Here is a 13,322-nt window from a genome sequence, read left to right as displayed (position 1 = left end):
AGTAGCCTGGCCGGGTGCGATTGGTAGGACGACCGACCGAATCCGGTGATCTGACCCTGGCCGTGCGCACCTCGGGTACCCCGGGCACGCAGCCCCCGGTCCTGCTGGTGCACGGCATGGGAGGCGACCACTCCACCTGGCGGTACTTCGCCGGACAGCTGCGTGCGGGTGGCCGTGCCGTGCTCGCCGTGGACCTGCGCGGGCACGGGCGCAGCGGGCACCCCGGCGACTATCCGCTCGAGTCCTTCTCCGAAGACCTCCGCTATGTGCTCGACGATCTCGAGGTCGCGCAGGTCGACGTCGTCGGGCATTCGCTGGGCGCGCATGCGTCACTGCGGCTGGCGATGTCGGCTCCCGACCGGGTGCGATCGCTCGTGCTCGAGGAGGTGCCGCCGATGCCCCGCGATCAGGCCGACGTCGACGAGGGCATCGTGATGGATGCGTCGCTCGGCGAGCGGGTGCGCGGTCTGGCGTTGCTGCTGGCCAACCCGATGCCGCTGGTGCGCTTCGACCGGGCGGTCGGCGCCCAGGTGGGTGAGGCGTTCGAACAGGCCGAACCACAGTGGTGGCGACGACTGGCGGAGGTGTCGGCGCGGACCCTGGTGATCTCCGGTGGTCGGCGCAGTTTTCTTCCGTCGCAGCATCTTCGGACGCTGGCGGAGACGATTCCGGGTGCCCGCTTCGAGGTGATCGAGGCGGGACACAGTGTGCACCGCGACCGTCGTCGCGAATTCCTGGATGTCGCAGGAGGATTCCTCACGAAGGTGTGACCTCCGGGAGTCGCGGGGTTCGGTGTGCGGGTGGGGGCACGGTGCGCCTGAGACGTGGTCGCCCCTCGTCGACGACGTCTCAGGCGACCGGCCTCACGCCCCGGGCTGCCCGGAGTTGCTGTGCCCGGGCTTGTTGCGCCCTGGCTTGTTGTGGAGCGGGCGGGGATCCACCCCGACCTGCTGCCACGCCTCGTAGGCCCACGGCACGTACAGCCATGTCAGCGGCAACCGGTTGATCACCGGATCGAGTGCCCGCATGAACGCGGCGAATCGTTGGAAGCGCCTCTCGCGCTTGTCATTCCACTCGAGGTCGCACACCTCGCGCATCTGCCGCGGCAGGGTGCCCACGACGACGGTGCGGATGAACCCGTTGAGCGGTGCCGACGCCACGCGCCACACCGGGGCGGGGATCCGCCTCGGCCGCGGCAACCCTTTTCGGATGTAGCCGGTGGCGTAGACGATGGTCTTGTGCGGGACGAAGCGGTCGAGCATGTCGTCCCAGTACGCCCGGAACTCGGCGTAGGTCTGCGGCTGGCTGCGGGCGCTGACGCCGTACAGCTCATACCAGATCTTGCTCTCCTCGAAGATCTGTTCCTTCTCGGCCTCCGAGAGTCGTCGGATGAAGGTATCGGTGATGTAGAGGGTCTGGTCGACGAATGTCGCGTGCGCCCAATAGAACAGCTCCGGGTTGAGTGCGTGATAGCGCGAACCGTCGCTGACGGTGCCCTTGATGTCCTTGTGGAAGTCGCGGACGGTGCGACCCCACTTCTGCGGTTCGGTGGAGTACACGGTGCGCATCACCGGCGGCCCGGTGCGGCGGGCGCGACCGAGGAAGTCGTCGAAGATCACCGAGTGGTCGAGGACGGCCTGACCGAGCTGTTCGATGCAGTTCTCGGTGCCGGCGAGACGCTGGAAGCCGAGCAGGCCGCGGATGTCGCCGTAGAACTTCCAGATCAGCGAATCGGCACCGAGTCGTGGCATCGGCAGGGCGTCGTCGGGTGTGTCCGCGACGACAACCGGCTCCGCCTCGCGGATCGCGGCGTCGAACCCCTGGTTGACTGTCATGGAAGGGACCATAATCCATCTTGGAACGGAAATCTAGATTTGTTCCAACGATGTGCTCCGGTGCCGTCCGGGCTGGTCCGTGGCCGAAAAGAGGGTGTGATGGGTGCCGTGGTGTTACCGCCGGTGCAGGAGTTGCTCGAGGACGCCGTGGTCGTGCGGCTGCCGATGCGTACCCGGTTTCGCGGGATCACCGCCCGTGAGGTGCTGATCTTCCGTGGGCCGGCGGGGTGGGGCGAGTTCGGTGCCTTCGTCGAGTACGACGACGACGAGTCGGCGGCCTGGCTGGCCGCGGGGATCGAGGCCGCATGGTGGGGCCCGCCACCCTCGCGACGGGATCGGGTGCCGGTCAACGCCACCGTGCCCGCGGTGCCGGCCGCAGAGGTCGCGGCCGTCCTCGCGCGCAATCCCGGTGCCACCACCGCCAAGGTCAAGGTGGCCGAGCCCGGGCAGACCCTCGACGACGACGTCGCCCGGGTGGCCGCGACCCGTGAGCTCGTTCCGCGCGTGCGTGTCGACGCGAACGGGAAATGGTCGGTGGCGCAGGCGGTCACGGCGCTGAAGGCGATCGGTGAACTCGAGTACGCGGAGCAGCCGTGTGCGACGGTCGACGAACTCGCGCAGGTGCGGCGGGCGGTGTCGGTGCCGATCGCCGCCGACGAGTCGATCCGCAAGGCCGCCGACCCGATGCGCGTGATCGCGGCCGACGCCGCCGACGTCGCCGTGCTCAAGGTGGCGCCCCTCGGCGGCATGCGCGCGGTGCTGCGACTCGCCGATCGGATCGGGCTGCCCGTGGTGATCTCGAGCGCCCTGGACTCGATGGTCGGGATGGCTGCCGGGGTCGCCGCCGCAGCGGCCCTGCCCGAGCTGGATCTGGCCTGCGGGCTGGGCACCGGGTCGCTGTTCGTCGCCGACGTCGCCGGGTCGTTCGTGCCCGAGGGTGGTGCCCTCACCCCGCGATGGCCCGGGCCGGACGCGCTACCCGACCCGGTGGGGGCCGGGGTGCTCGCCGACCCCGAGCGCAGCATGTGGTGGCGTGATCGGCTGACGCGGTGCCATCAGATCCTGGCGCACCGGATTCGGCACGGGTTGCCGGACCACGACGGCTTCGGCGCCGGGTGATCCGGGTCCATTCGGGCGTGTCTGCCATTCCCTCTCCGGGTGACACGCACTAGAAACATCTGAGCAATTCTGTTCCAATGGATGTGTACTGGGTCACACGACGGTACATGAGCGGAGGAGGACGAGATGGTCGCGGTGTTGGCGCCGGCACCCGCCGGCAGTGGTCTGCGTCCCGTTCCGCGGGTCGAGCGCAACGGTGTGCTCGAGATGATGGCCATGCGGCGCGATCCGTTCGGCTACGGCGAACGGCGACGCGCCGAGTTCGGCACCATCTCGGCGCTCAAGGCGCTCGGCATCAGCACCGTCACCGTGGCCGGTGCCCCAGCGGCACAGCAGATCCTGATGAACAAGGATCATGCCTTCGCCAACGGTCCCGCCTGGAGCTACTTCATCGGACCGTTCTTCACCCGGGGTGTCATGCTCCTCGATTTCGACGAGCACCGCCACCACCGGCACATCCTTCAGCAGGCGTTCACCCCGACCGCCCTCCAGGGCTACATGCAGGAGATGGCGCCGATGATCGCCGACACGATCGGCCGGTTCCCCGTCGGTCGGGTGCGGATGTTCGAGCAGTTCAAATCCCTCACCCTCGACGTCGCGCTCGAGGTCTTCCTCGGAGTCGAACTCCCCGCCGAGCGTGCCGACCAGCTCAACAAGGCATTCATCGAGACCGTCCGCGCCGGGGTCGCCTACGTCCGTGCCCCGATACCCGGCGGCCGCTGGTGGAAGGGGCTGCGGAGCCGCAAGGTGCTCGAGGAGTTCTTCTACGAGACCATCCCGGCCAAGCGTGCTCGGGAGACCCCCGACCTGTTCTCGGTGCTGTGTCATGCGGAAAGCGAAGAGGGCCATCGATTCACCGACGAGGACGTCGTCAACCACATGATCTTCGTGCTGATGGCCGCACACGACACCTCGACCATCACGATGACCCAGATGGCCTATCGCATGGCGGCGAATCCGCAGTGGCAGGAGCGGGCGCGCGCCCAGTCCCTCGAACTGGGGCCAGAACTCGGCTACGACGACCTCGCCCGGCTCGACGTGCTCGACCTGGTGATGCGGGAGTCGTTGCGGATGTGCCCGCCGGTTCCGGCACAACCGCGGATGGCGATCAAGGACACCGAGATCGACGGCTATTTCATTCCCGAGGGCACGCTGGTGGCCATCCCGCAGCTCACCAATCACCGTGATCGGGCGTACTACACGCACCCCGACACCTTCGATCCCGAGCGGTTCGCGCCGGATCGCGCCGAGGACAAGGGCCACCGGATGGCCTGGATGCCGTTCGGCGGCGGGGTGCACAAGTGCATCGGATTGTATTTTGGTCAGATGGAGATCAAGACGATCATGCACCACCTGCTGCGCGGGTACGAGTGGTCGGTCCCGGCCGGTTACGAACTCCCGATGGACTACAGCGCACTTCCGGTCCCCAAGGACCGGTTCCCGGCGACGGTTCGGCGCCGGTGAACATGATGGGTTCGGATGTCGAGACCACCACGTTCACCGACGCCGGCGACGCCGACCTCGGGCCCGCCGATACCAGCAGATCCGACGTGGACGTGTCGGATACCGACGTGGACATGTCCGATACCGCCGAGAACGGGGTAGGTGCCGGCGGGAACGGGCGGCGCCGCCGCAAGATCCGCAACACCGACAGCCCTGCCGACCAGAACGCCGCCATCCTGGCTGCGGCGGCCGCGGAGTTCACCGAGGTCGGGGTGCGTCGGGCGAACGTGGACGAGGTGGCCAGACGAGCCGGCGTCAGCCGGAGCACGCTCTATCGGCGTTTCCCCAACAAGGAGGCCCTGCTGCTCGGGGTGACCACCGAACTCTACGAGATCGGGATGGAACGCCTCGTCGAGGCGGTGGCCGGACTCGGCCCGCAAGAAGCGGTGGTCGAGGCCTTCGCCGCCGGTGCTCGACTGGTCACCGAGGACCCGCTGATGCATCGACTGGTGCTCACCGACTACGAGATGAAGTCCATCACCAAGTCGGTCACCTCCCTGTTCATCGACGTCGTCACCGGGCGCGTGGCGTCCACCCTGCGCAACGCCGGCGCCCAGATGCCCGACGCCGAGCTCGTCGAGGCGGTCGAACTGCATGTGCGCCTGGTGATCTCACTTCTCGAAACCCCGGCCTCCGATGAGGCCCGGCAATCGCCGGACGCGGTCCGCGCGCTGGCACAGAAGTACCTCGCCCCCATGATCTGGTGACAGGAGTAGGAATGACCCTGCGGGACAAGCTCTTCGGCAAGCACGGTCACGGCGTGGCGAGTGCGGCGCTCGCCGACCGTGTGATCGCCGTGACCGGTGGTGCCCGCGGCATCGGATTGGAGACGGCCACACAGCTTCTCGCCGCCGGCGCCCGCGTGGCCATCGGCGACGTCGACGAGGAGGTGCTCGGCAAGGCCGCCGCCGACCTCGGGGTGGAGGGCATCATGGTCGACGTCACCGACCGCGCCGGCTTCACCGCCTTCCTCGACGAGGTCGAGAACCGGCTCGGCCCCGTGGATGTCCTGATCAACAACGCCGGCATCATGCCGGTCGGTTCCTTCCTCGGCTTCGACGCCGCACTGATCCGGCGCACCATCGACATCGACCTGCTGGGCGTGATCACCGGAAGCCAACTCGCCGCAGCGCGAATGGTGCCGCGCCGCGCCGGTCACATCGTCAACATCGCCTCGGTGGCCGGCCGGCTGCCGATGCCCGGCCTTGCCGTCTACAACGCCGCCAAGGCCGGCGTCATCGAGTTCTCCGAGGCGCTCGACGCCGAACTGTCGGGTCACGGGGTGCGGGTGTCCACGGTGATGCCGACCTTCACCAACACCGGACTCATCACCGGCCTGCAGACCAACCGTTACATCCAGACCGTCGAGCCCGACGTGGTCTCGGCCGCCGTCGTCGACGTGATCGCTCGTCCGCGCACCCGCGTCGCCGCACCGGGATTCATGCGCTGGGTGGACGCCAATCCGTTGTTCCCGCAGGCGCTCAAGCAACTCACCCGCCGCCGGACCGGCCTCGACCGGATCTTCATCGACGTCGACCAGACCGGACGCGCCGACTACGACGCACGGATTCGCGGTGGCGCTGCGGTGTCGGGATCTGTGGTGTCGTCGGGATCTGTCGCGTCGGGATCTGTCGCGTCGGGATCGACGGGACGGTCGGCCTGAGTGGTGGTGCGTTCCGGCACGATCGGTCGTGAACGGGCGGCGCGGCGTGAGCTGCGTTCGGCCGTCGACGATCTCGCCGACGCCGAGCATGCCGCCGGGTTGCGGCCGGGTCTCGCCCGGCGGTGGTGGGTGGTGGTGGCGGTGCTCGTCGTGGTGGCGGTCGTCGCCGCCGGTGTCGGTGTGTGGGCGTGGGTGCGGTCTGCGCAGACGCGGCCCGACGCCGACTTCGAGCAGGCCGCCACGTCGACCGTCGAGCTGCTGCTCAGCCCGAATCCGCGGGACCCGCAACAGGTCCGGCGCATCCTCGATCGTTCGACCGGTGAGTTCTACGACGATTTCGCGCAATCGTCCCAGGCCTACACCGAGGTGATCCGCCGCACCGGTGAGGTCGCTTCCGCCGATATCGACGGAGCGGGGGTGTCGGCGCGCACCGCCGACGCCGCCACGGTTCTCGTCGCGGCGACAGTGCACTACCGGGGGGCCACCGGAACCGGCCGGCAGTTCCGGTTGCGCGTCGGCGTCGCCGACGATGCCGGTGTGCTCAAGGTGTCGGCGGTGCAGTACCTGCCATGACCTGCCTTCTGCCGGGACGCGACCGGATCCTGCCGCGCACCAGGGCATTCCTGCTGCTGTCGGTGGCGGTGGTGGTGCTCGCCGTCCTCGTCGCCGCGGTGGCGTGCGGCGTGCGATCGGTGCATGAGCACCGCACCGTCGACGACAACCGGACCTCGTTGCGCGCACAGGCCGGTCGGATCGTCGCCACCGTGTTCACCGTCGACCGTGCGCACTGGGAGGCCGACCGGGCCCGCGCCCGGGCGGCGATCGGCGGCGACTTCGCGAGTACATTCGCCACCGCGCTGCGCAGCCCGCCCGCCGAGCCCACCGCAGCCGTCACGTGGGTTCCGGGTACCGTGGCACTCCTCGACGTCGGCACCGAATCCGGTGCGGCACTTGTCCGGTCGAACGTGGTCACCCGCACCGACGACGGGCACGAGGAGACCATCGCGCACACCGTCCGAGCCGGATTCGTCCGGCACGACGGCCGCTGGCTGCTGACGTCGGCGGAGGTGGTCACATGAGCGAGGGCGCCGATCGCATGCAGTCGCGACGGGTGGAGGTGGCCCGTGACCGGCTCGACGGGGCGCGCCGCGCCGCCCGGGTGGCCCGGATCGCCGCGGCCGACGACCTGCGGGCGCGTGCGCTGCGCCGATCCCGCATGGTGTGGTGGATTCTGGGCGCCGCGGTGGTCGTCGCGATCGCCCTGGCCGCGACCGCACTCGGCTACGCGATCTCCGATGCCCGTGCCGACGGTCGGGCCGACACCCGCGACGCCGTGCTCGCCGCCGCACGCTCGGCGGCCACCACCATGCTCGCCGCCGATCCGGCACACGCGGACGGATATGTCCACGGCGTCCTCGCGCTCAGCACCGGCGCCCAGCACGACCGACTCGAGCGTGCATCCGCGGCGCTCACCGCGGCCGTCGCCGCCCAACCCGGTGCCAGTACCGGCCGGGTGATCGCCGCGGGCCTGGTCACCGACCCGCCGTCGGACGATCCGGGTGCTTCCGCGGATGTGATGCTGGTGGCCGAGGCGTCGAATCCGGAACTCGTCGGCGGCGATCCCGGCGCCGAACGGATCACGCTGAGGTTCACCATGACCCGCGTCGACGACAGCTGGCTGGTCGGATCGGTGGTGCCGGGATGAGCCTTCGCACGAGGTACGTGGGACTGCGGCGGGGTGAGCGTCGGCGGATTCGTGCGGCCGCGCCGGTGTTTGTGGTGGCGCTGATCATCGGCGCACTCGGCTGGATGATGGCCGTCCGGTCAGCGCCGGAACCCGACGACACCGAGCGTGTCGCGGTGACGGCGGCGGCGTCGGATGCGGTGTCGGCGCTGCTCACCGTGACCGGCGGACGAGCCCGGGACCCGGCGGCGGTGCGAGCCCACCTCACCGAACCGTTGTTGACCCGATACGAGAGTCAGGGCGCCGACCTGGTGGCGCCCGGTGCGGTCGCCGCGGGTGCGACGGCCTCGGCGGATGTCGTGGGTGTCGGGGTGAGCGAGTACGGCCCGAAACGGGCGCGGCTGCTAGTCTTCGTCGATCAGGTGATCGATGTCACCGAAAAGCCCGCAGGTGGTGTACCGCTCACCGGGCATACACCTTCCGCGAAGTGGGTGGTCATGGCTAGGGTGGACGGAACCTGGCTGATGTCCGATCTCCTTCCGGTTGGTGACATCACCCGTTGACCTGGGGGGATGCCGCGTCGACGCGCAGGCACACGACGAGAGGATCTCGACGACGATGAGCGTTTCCGGAGCCGGTGTGGTCGTGGTGGGGGCGGGGCTCGGGGCCATCCGCGTCGCCGAGAACCTGCGCACCGGCGGATATACCGCACCGATCACCCTGATCGGTCAGGAACCCTACGCCCCGTACGATCGGCCGCCGCTGTCGAAGTCGGTGCTGCTCGGCAAGGATGACCGCCCTGACCTCAAGGCCGACGAGTTCTATGCCGACTCGCAGATCGCCCTCCGCCTCGGAACGAGGGTCACCGCGGTCGATCCGGTCGCCAGGGTCGTCACCGTCGACGACGGTTCCGAGGTCGTGACACTCTCCTACGACGCACTCGTGCTCGCCACCGGCCTCACCCCGCGACCGTTCCCGGGCGCCGAGAACGTCGGCGGCGTGCACGTGCTGCGCACTTTCGACGACTCGGTGGCCCTGCGGGCGGAGATCGACGGCGCCCGAACCGCGGTCGTCATCGGAGCCGGCTTCATCGGCTGTGAGGTGGCCTCGAGCCTGACCGAGCGTGGCCTGACGGTCGCCCTCGTCGAACCCGCCCCGACCCCGCTGGCCGCCGCACTCGGCGAGCAGATCGGCGCACTGGTCACCCGGATGCACATCGCTCGCGGTGTGGACGTGCGCACGGGTGTCGGCGTCGCCGAGATCGTCGTCGGTGACGAGGGTGCGGTACGTGCGGTGCGACTGACCGACGGGAGCGAGTTGTCGGCGGACATCGTGGTCGTGGGCATCGGGTCGACGCCGGTCGTCGGATATCTCGATGGTTCCGGAATCGATCTCGCGCCTCGTGAGGCCGGCGGAGGCGTGGCCTGTAACAGCGTCGGCCTCACCGGGGCCGCCGACGTCTACGCCGTCGGCGACGTGGCGAATTGGCTTGACGCGGAGGGAGTTCCGCACCGCGCCGAGCACTGGAACCACACCGTCGACCAGGCGGCGGTCGTCGCCCGTGAGATCATCGACGACCCCGACGCCACGGCCGTCACCGCCTCCGTCCCGTACTTCTGGAGCGACCAGTTCGGCCTCAAGATCCAGGTCCTCGGCAGCCCGACCGCCGACGACACCGTGCACGTCGTCGACGACGACGGCACCAAGTTCCTCGCCTACTACAGTCGCGACGGGCTCCTCACCGGCGTCGTGGGCGCCGGCAAGGTCGGCGCCGTGATGAAGACCCGCCTCAAGCTGCAGAACCCGACCCCCATCACCGACGTCCTCCCGGCCGAGTAGTCGCGTCGGAGGTGGTCACGCACCGAGTCCGCCCGGCGGGGGTTTCGACTCGACTTGTCGCTGCGCTCCTCGTCGGCTCAACCACCGTGTGCTGGTTGCTGGTTGAGCCGGGACCGAGCCCGAAGGGCGAGGACCCGTGTCGAAATCTCTGTGGGTGGCGTCGGGTGGGTGACCACCTCGAAGGTGGGTCCGCACCGAGTCTGGCCTGCTGGGCGCGGTCGGCTCGGTGGACATGGTTCGAACATACAGACGGGGTCCGACAAAAGTGTGTCGGCGCAGGCGATTCGCTGCCCGGTCGATGGAAGGTGGTGCCCGGTCCACGGATTCGGGTACCCGGTCAGCGTTCGTCCGGTCCGGCGCCCAGCATTCGCTCACGGAGACTGTCGTAGATCGGGGGAGCACCGAGCAACTGGGCCACGATCATCGCGGTGGCACCCGCGGCCAGGATGGCGACCGCGACGGAGGTGGTCGCGGTCATCTCCATCACCAGCACCGCGCCGGTCAACGGCGCCCGCACCACCGAGGTGAACAGGGTGGCCATGCCGACCAGCATGAGCGCCGGCAGCAGGTCGGTGCCGAGTCCCGACCAGATCAGGTCCAGTATGCGGGCGAACAGCACGCCGCAGAGTGCCCCGAGTGCGAGCATCGGGGCGAACAGGCCGCCGGAAGTGTTGGCCGCGTACGAGAGCGGACCGGCGGCGAACCGCACCACCAGGATCACCACGAGGGCCATGAACGTCAGGTGCTGACCGGCGAGGATCGCCTGGGTCAGCGTGTCGCCACCGCCGACCAGGTCGGCGTCGACCATCAGCACCGCGCCGATCACGGCACCGATCGCCGCGGACTCCAGTGGCTTCGGGATGTGGGCGACAGCGGCGAACGCACTCAGACACGTTCGGATCAGCCACCCGTATGCGACACCCAGCAGGGCGACCAGCGCACCGAACACGACGAACACCGGCAACGTCGAGAACGCGGGCTCGGCCACGTCGACGACCTGGAAGTCGGGATGGTCGCCGAGGATCACCCGACTGCACATGACCGCCAGTGCGACCGCGGACATCGTCCACAGGACGTATCGCAGTCTGATGGTGTGGGCCACCTCTTCGAGGCAGAAGAGGGCACCGCCGATCGGGGCGTTGAACGCGACGGCGAGCCCGGCCCCCGACATCACCGTCTGCAGCACACGGATCTCGTCGGCGGTGGCGCGGACGAGTCGACCGCACAGCGCGCCGATCGCCGCACCCATGTGCACCGTCGGACCCTCCCGGCCGAGCACGAGGCCGCCGATGCCGATCGACAACAGGCCACCGACGAAGCGCGCCGGGATCACCTCACCGGTCGGTGGGTCGGCCTCCTTGCGGTCGACCGCCTCGACATGCTGGATGCCGCTGCCCGCCGACAACGGGATCCGTGCTCCGATGAGCCCGGCGATCCCGGCGGCCGCCGCCGACACCGCGATCGGGACCAGCCAGCCGGCCGGCCCGACGTCGTGCGCCCAGGCGACGATGTCGAGTCGGAGGCGGTCGGCGCGCACCAGCAGCCAGCGGAAGGCGCCGCCGACGAATCCGGTGATCACCCCGGCGACTCCGGCGAGCAGGGTCATCCAGACGATGACCCGCGTGGTGGGGTCGACGTCGGGGTCGCCGGGTTCGGGGGTGGGCGGGTCGTCCCGTTTCTGCGGCGGCACGAATCGACCTTAATGCCGTCGGCACGCGCACATGCGGCGGCCGAGGACTACTTGTTGCGGCCGCGGACTCAGAATTCGATGCGCAGGCGATCCGACGTCGGGTGCGCCTGGCAGCCGAGGATGTAGCCGTCGGCGATGTCCTCCGGGTCGAGGGCGCCTGCGTTGTTCATGTCGACCGAACCCTCCGTGAGAGTGCAAGCGCACGAGCCGCATTCGCCTTCCTGGCAGGAGTACGGGGCGTCGAGTCCGGCCTCGAGCATGATGTCGATCAGGGTGCGTTTGCGGGGCCACGACAACTCGTGGGTCTCGCCGTCGAGCTCCACTTCGACGGTCGCGGCGTCGGCTTGCTCGGCGTCGCTGACCTCGTCGAGGACGACGTCGACGAACGGGTCCCCCGACAGTGAGTTGTAGACCTCGGTGTGCACGTCGTGGTGGGCGAAGCCGGCGTTCTCGAGGCCCTTGTGCACGGCCTCCATGAACGGCCCGGGGCCGCACAGATAGACGGTGTGCCCGAGGAAGGCACGGAACAGAGTGGTGAGAGTGGCCTCCGACGGCAGTCCCTGCAGCGACTCGAGCCAGTGCACGACGGTCAGGCGGTCGGTATGGGTGGCCTGCAGTTCGCGCAGTTCGGTGGCGAAGATGACGTCGTCGGTGCCGCGGTTGGCGTAGAAGAACACGACCGGCCGATTGCCGCGGTTCAGGGCGGTCTTCAGGATCGACATGACCGGGGTGACGCCGCTGCCTGCGGCGATGAGCAGTATCGGCTCGTCGAGCGATCGTGGTGTGAACACACCCGACGGCGGCAGCACCTCGATCTGGGAGCCGGTGGCGAGGTTGTCGCAGACCCAGTTGGAGCCATAGCCCTCGACGGTTCGTTTGACGGTGACCTTCGGCAGCTCGTCGCCGGCCGGGGAGGAGGCGAGGGAGTAGCAGCGCGCCACCGAGCCGGTCTGCTCGCTCGGGATGCGCAGGGTGAGGAACTGTCCCGGCTTGTAGTCGGTGAACGCTTCCTTGGCGGTGTCGGGGATCTCGAAGACGATCGAGCGGGCGTCGGCGGTCTCGTCGATGACCTCGGCCACGGTGAGGATCACGCTGCGGGAGCCGTGTGGCGTCGGTTCGGTCATGTTCGAAGGTCTCCTGGGTGGTGCGAGGAAATGAAAGTAGAACGTGTTCTAGTTTGAGAGCGTAGCCGAAAACTCCGGGGCCGGGGAGTGGCCGCTTCCGGGTTCAGGGTAGTCGCCGGGCCGGGGTCGAGGACTCAGTGCAGGGCCCGGACCCCGTCGGCGAGCAGTGCGCAGCCGGCCCGGATGAGCTCGTCGAGGTCGGACTCGGGGGCGGCGAGCCAATGCTCGTAGGCGGCCAGGGCGGTGCCGAGGCTCATCCAGCCGATCGTCTGCGGCAGGTGATCGGTTTCCGGGACGCCGAGGCGATGGGCGCAGAACTCGGCGATGACCTGCCGCCAGTCGGCGTACATGAGCATCGAATGTGCCTGCAGGGTGGGTACCCCGAGCAGTAGGCCCATCCGGCGCCGATGGTGACCGATGGTGTCGGCCGGTACCCGGTTGAACGCGGTCAGCGCGCGGGTGAGGGCCTCGGCGATCGGCAGGTCCTCGGGGATCTCGTCGAGCATGGCGCGCAACTCGCCGAGATGGGAGTCGAAGTCGCCCCACGGGATCGCGTTCTTCGACGGGAAGTACCGGAACAGGGTGCGACGCGCGATGCCGACGGCGTCGGCGATGTCGTCGACGCTGGTCTCCTCGAAGCCGCTGGCGGTGAACATCTCGATGGCGACACCAGAGATCTCGGCGCGGGATGTCCGCGGCCGGCGGCCGGGCTGGGCCGACGGCTCGGTCGCCACTGTCGGGTTGTTCGCCACTGTCGGGTTGTTCGCGGCTGTCGGGTTGTTCGCGGCTGTCGGGTTGTTCGCGGCTGTCGGGTTGTTCGCGGCTGTCGGGTTGTTCGCGGCTGTCGGGTTGTTCGCGGCTGTCG

15 protein-coding genes are annotated in these 13,322 nt (G+C 69.1%); 11 read left to right on the top strand and 4 right to left on the bottom strand.

Annotated features, from left to right (window positions below):
• Positions 1-14: 14 nt before the first annotated feature.
• Positions 15-770: an alpha/beta fold hydrolase gene (locus tag ACWDUA_RS13185; RefSeq protein ID WP_449751458.1), complete on the top strand. Its 756-nt coding sequence runs from the start codon at positions 15-17 to the stop codon at positions 768-770.
• A 93-nt stretch (positions 771-863) separates the two neighbouring features.
• Here ACWDUA_RS13185 and ACWDUA_RS13180 read toward each other — a convergent pair whose 3' ends face one another.
• On the bottom strand, positions 864-1,835 hold the full coding sequence (locus tag ACWDUA_RS13180; protein ID WP_449751457.1) for an oxygenase MpaB family protein: 972 nt from the start codon (positions 1,833-1,835) through the stop codon (positions 864-866).
• Between the two features lie 99 nt (positions 1,836-1,934).
• Between ACWDUA_RS13180 and ACWDUA_RS13175 the strand changes: the two genes are divergently transcribed.
• The 9 genes from ACWDUA_RS13175 (at position 1,935) to ACWDUA_RS13135 (ending at position 9,643) form a co-directional block, all read left to right on the top strand.
• A complete protein-coding gene (locus ACWDUA_RS13175) occupies positions 1,935-2,954 on the top strand; it encodes an o-succinylbenzoate synthase (protein WP_449751456.1) in 1,020 nt (339 codons plus the stop codon).
• 126 nt (positions 2,955-3,080) lie between these two features.
• Positions 3,081-4,418 (top strand): cytochrome P450, encoded by a 1,338-nt coding sequence (locus ACWDUA_RS13170; RefSeq protein WP_449751455.1) that lies wholly within the window; start codon positions 3,081-3,083, stop codon positions 4,416-4,418.
• 113 nt (positions 4,419-4,531) lie between these two features.
• Positions 4,532-5,164 carry a TetR/AcrR family transcriptional regulator gene (locus ACWDUA_RS13165; RefSeq protein ID WP_449751580.1) on the top strand — a complete coding sequence of 211 codons (633 nt, stop codon included), beginning with the start codon at positions 4,532-4,534 and terminating at the stop codon, positions 5,162-5,164.
• An 11-nt stretch (positions 5,165-5,175) separates the two neighbouring features.
• Positions 5,176-6,120, top strand: coding sequence for an SDR family oxidoreductase (locus ACWDUA_RS13160; RefSeq protein WP_449751454.1), 945 nt, complete (start codon positions 5,176-5,178; stop codon positions 6,118-6,120).
• Between the two features lie 6 nt (positions 6,121-6,126).
• On the top strand, positions 6,127-6,693 hold the full coding sequence (locus ACWDUA_RS13155; RefSeq protein ID WP_449751453.1) for a hypothetical protein: 567 nt from the start codon (positions 6,127-6,129) through the stop codon (positions 6,691-6,693).
• Positions 6,690-7,199, top strand: coding sequence for a hypothetical protein (locus ACWDUA_RS13150; RefSeq protein ID WP_449751452.1), 510 nt, complete (start codon positions 6,690-6,692; stop codon positions 7,197-7,199). The genes ACWDUA_RS13155 and ACWDUA_RS13150 overlap by 4 nt, the downstream gene beginning before the upstream one ends.
• On the top strand, positions 7,196-7,825 hold the full coding sequence (locus ACWDUA_RS13145) for a hypothetical protein (RefSeq protein ID WP_449751451.1): 630 nt from the start codon (positions 7,196-7,198) through the stop codon (positions 7,823-7,825). Before ACWDUA_RS13150 ends, ACWDUA_RS13145 begins: the two co-directional genes overlap by 4 nt.
• On the top strand, positions 7,822-8,367 hold the full coding sequence (locus tag ACWDUA_RS13140; protein WP_449751450.1) for a hypothetical protein: 546 nt from the start codon (positions 7,822-7,824) through the stop codon (positions 8,365-8,367). Before ACWDUA_RS13145 ends, ACWDUA_RS13140 begins: the two co-directional genes overlap by 4 nt.
• A gap of 55 nt (positions 8,368-8,422) precedes the next feature.
• The gene (locus ACWDUA_RS13135; RefSeq protein ID WP_449751449.1) at positions 8,423-9,643 is read left to right on the top strand and encodes an NAD(P)/FAD-dependent oxidoreductase; all 1,221 of its coding nucleotides are present in this window, start codon (positions 8,423-8,425) and stop codon (positions 9,641-9,643) included.
• 337 nt (positions 9,644-9,980) lie between these two features.
• Here ACWDUA_RS13135 and ACWDUA_RS13130 read toward each other — a convergent pair whose 3' ends face one another.
• The 3 genes from ACWDUA_RS13130 to mftR all read right to left on the bottom strand — a co-directional run bounded on the left by ACWDUA_RS13130 (position 9,981) and on the right by mftR (position 13,113).
• The gene (locus ACWDUA_RS13130) at positions 9,981-11,249 is read right to left on the bottom strand and encodes a chloride channel protein (protein ID WP_449751579.1); all 1,269 of its coding nucleotides are present in this window, start codon (positions 11,247-11,249) and stop codon (positions 9,981-9,983) included.
• A gap of 152 nt (positions 11,250-11,401) precedes the next feature.
• Positions 11,402-12,457: a 2Fe-2S iron-sulfur cluster-binding protein gene (locus ACWDUA_RS13125; RefSeq protein WP_449751448.1), complete on the bottom strand. Its 1,056-nt coding sequence runs from the start codon at positions 12,455-12,457 to the stop codon at positions 11,402-11,404.
• Between the two features lie 134 nt (positions 12,458-12,591).
• A complete protein-coding gene (mftR, locus tag ACWDUA_RS13120; protein ID WP_449751447.1) occupies positions 12,592-13,113 on the bottom strand; it encodes a mycofactocin system transcriptional regulator in 522 nt (173 codons plus the stop codon).
• 4 nt (positions 13,114-13,117) lie between these two features.
• Here mftR and ACWDUA_RS13115 point away from each other — a divergent pair.
• A partial coding sequence (locus tag ACWDUA_RS13115; protein WP_449751446.1) for a hypothetical protein occupies positions 13,118-13,322 on the top strand: 205 nt, incomplete at its 3' end.

This window comes from Gordonia sp. NPDC003376 (assembly GCF_053589235.1).
The sequence above is the reverse complement of the archived record's forward strand: the minus strand, read 5'-3'. Positions and strand labels throughout refer to the sequence as shown.

Excerpts from the sequence above, each read along its gene's own strand:
- ACWDUA_RS13180 (WP_449751457.1), bottom strand. The coding sequence starts at position 1,835 with ATGACAGTCAACCAGGGGTTCGACGCCGCGATCCGCGAGGCGGAGCCG.
- ACWDUA_RS13175 (WP_449751456.1), top strand. The coding sequence starts at position 1,935 with ATGGGTGCCGTGGTGTTACCGCCGGTGCAGGAGTTGCTCGAGGACGCC.
- ACWDUA_RS13165 (WP_449751580.1), top strand. The coding sequence starts at position 4,532 with ATGTCCGATACCGCCGAGAACGGGGTAGGTGCCGGCGGGAACGGGCGG.
- ACWDUA_RS13150 (WP_449751452.1), top strand. The coding sequence starts at position 6,690 with ATGACCTGCCTTCTGCCGGGACGCGACCGGATCCTGCCGCGCACCAGG.
- mftR (WP_449751447.1), bottom strand. The coding sequence starts at position 13,113 with ATGTTCACCGCCAGCGGCTTCGAGGAGACCAGCGTCGACGACATCGCC.
- ACWDUA_RS13145 (WP_449751451.1), top strand. The coding sequence starts at position 7,196 with ATGAGCGAGGGCGCCGATCGCATGCAGTCGCGACGGGTGGAGGTGGCC.
- ACWDUA_RS13160 (WP_449751454.1), top strand. The coding sequence starts at position 5,176 with ATGACCCTGCGGGACAAGCTCTTCGGCAAGCACGGTCACGGCGTGGCG.
- ACWDUA_RS13135 (WP_449751449.1), top strand. The coding sequence starts at position 8,423 with ATGAGCGTTTCCGGAGCCGGTGTGGTCGTGGTGGGGGCGGGGCTCGGG.
- ACWDUA_RS13130 (WP_449751579.1), bottom strand. The coding sequence starts at position 11,249 with ATGACCCTGCTCGCCGGAGTCGCCGGGGTGATCACCGGATTCGTCGGC.
- ACWDUA_RS13140 (WP_449751450.1), top strand. The coding sequence starts at position 7,822 with ATGAGCCTTCGCACGAGGTACGTGGGACTGCGGCGGGGTGAGCGTCGG.
- ACWDUA_RS13125 (WP_449751448.1), bottom strand. The coding sequence starts at position 12,457 with ATGACCGAACCGACGCCACACGGCTCCCGCAGCGTGATCCTCACCGTG.
- ACWDUA_RS13170 (WP_449751455.1), top strand. The coding sequence starts at position 3,081 with ATGGTCGCGGTGTTGGCGCCGGCACCCGCCGGCAGTGGTCTGCGTCCC.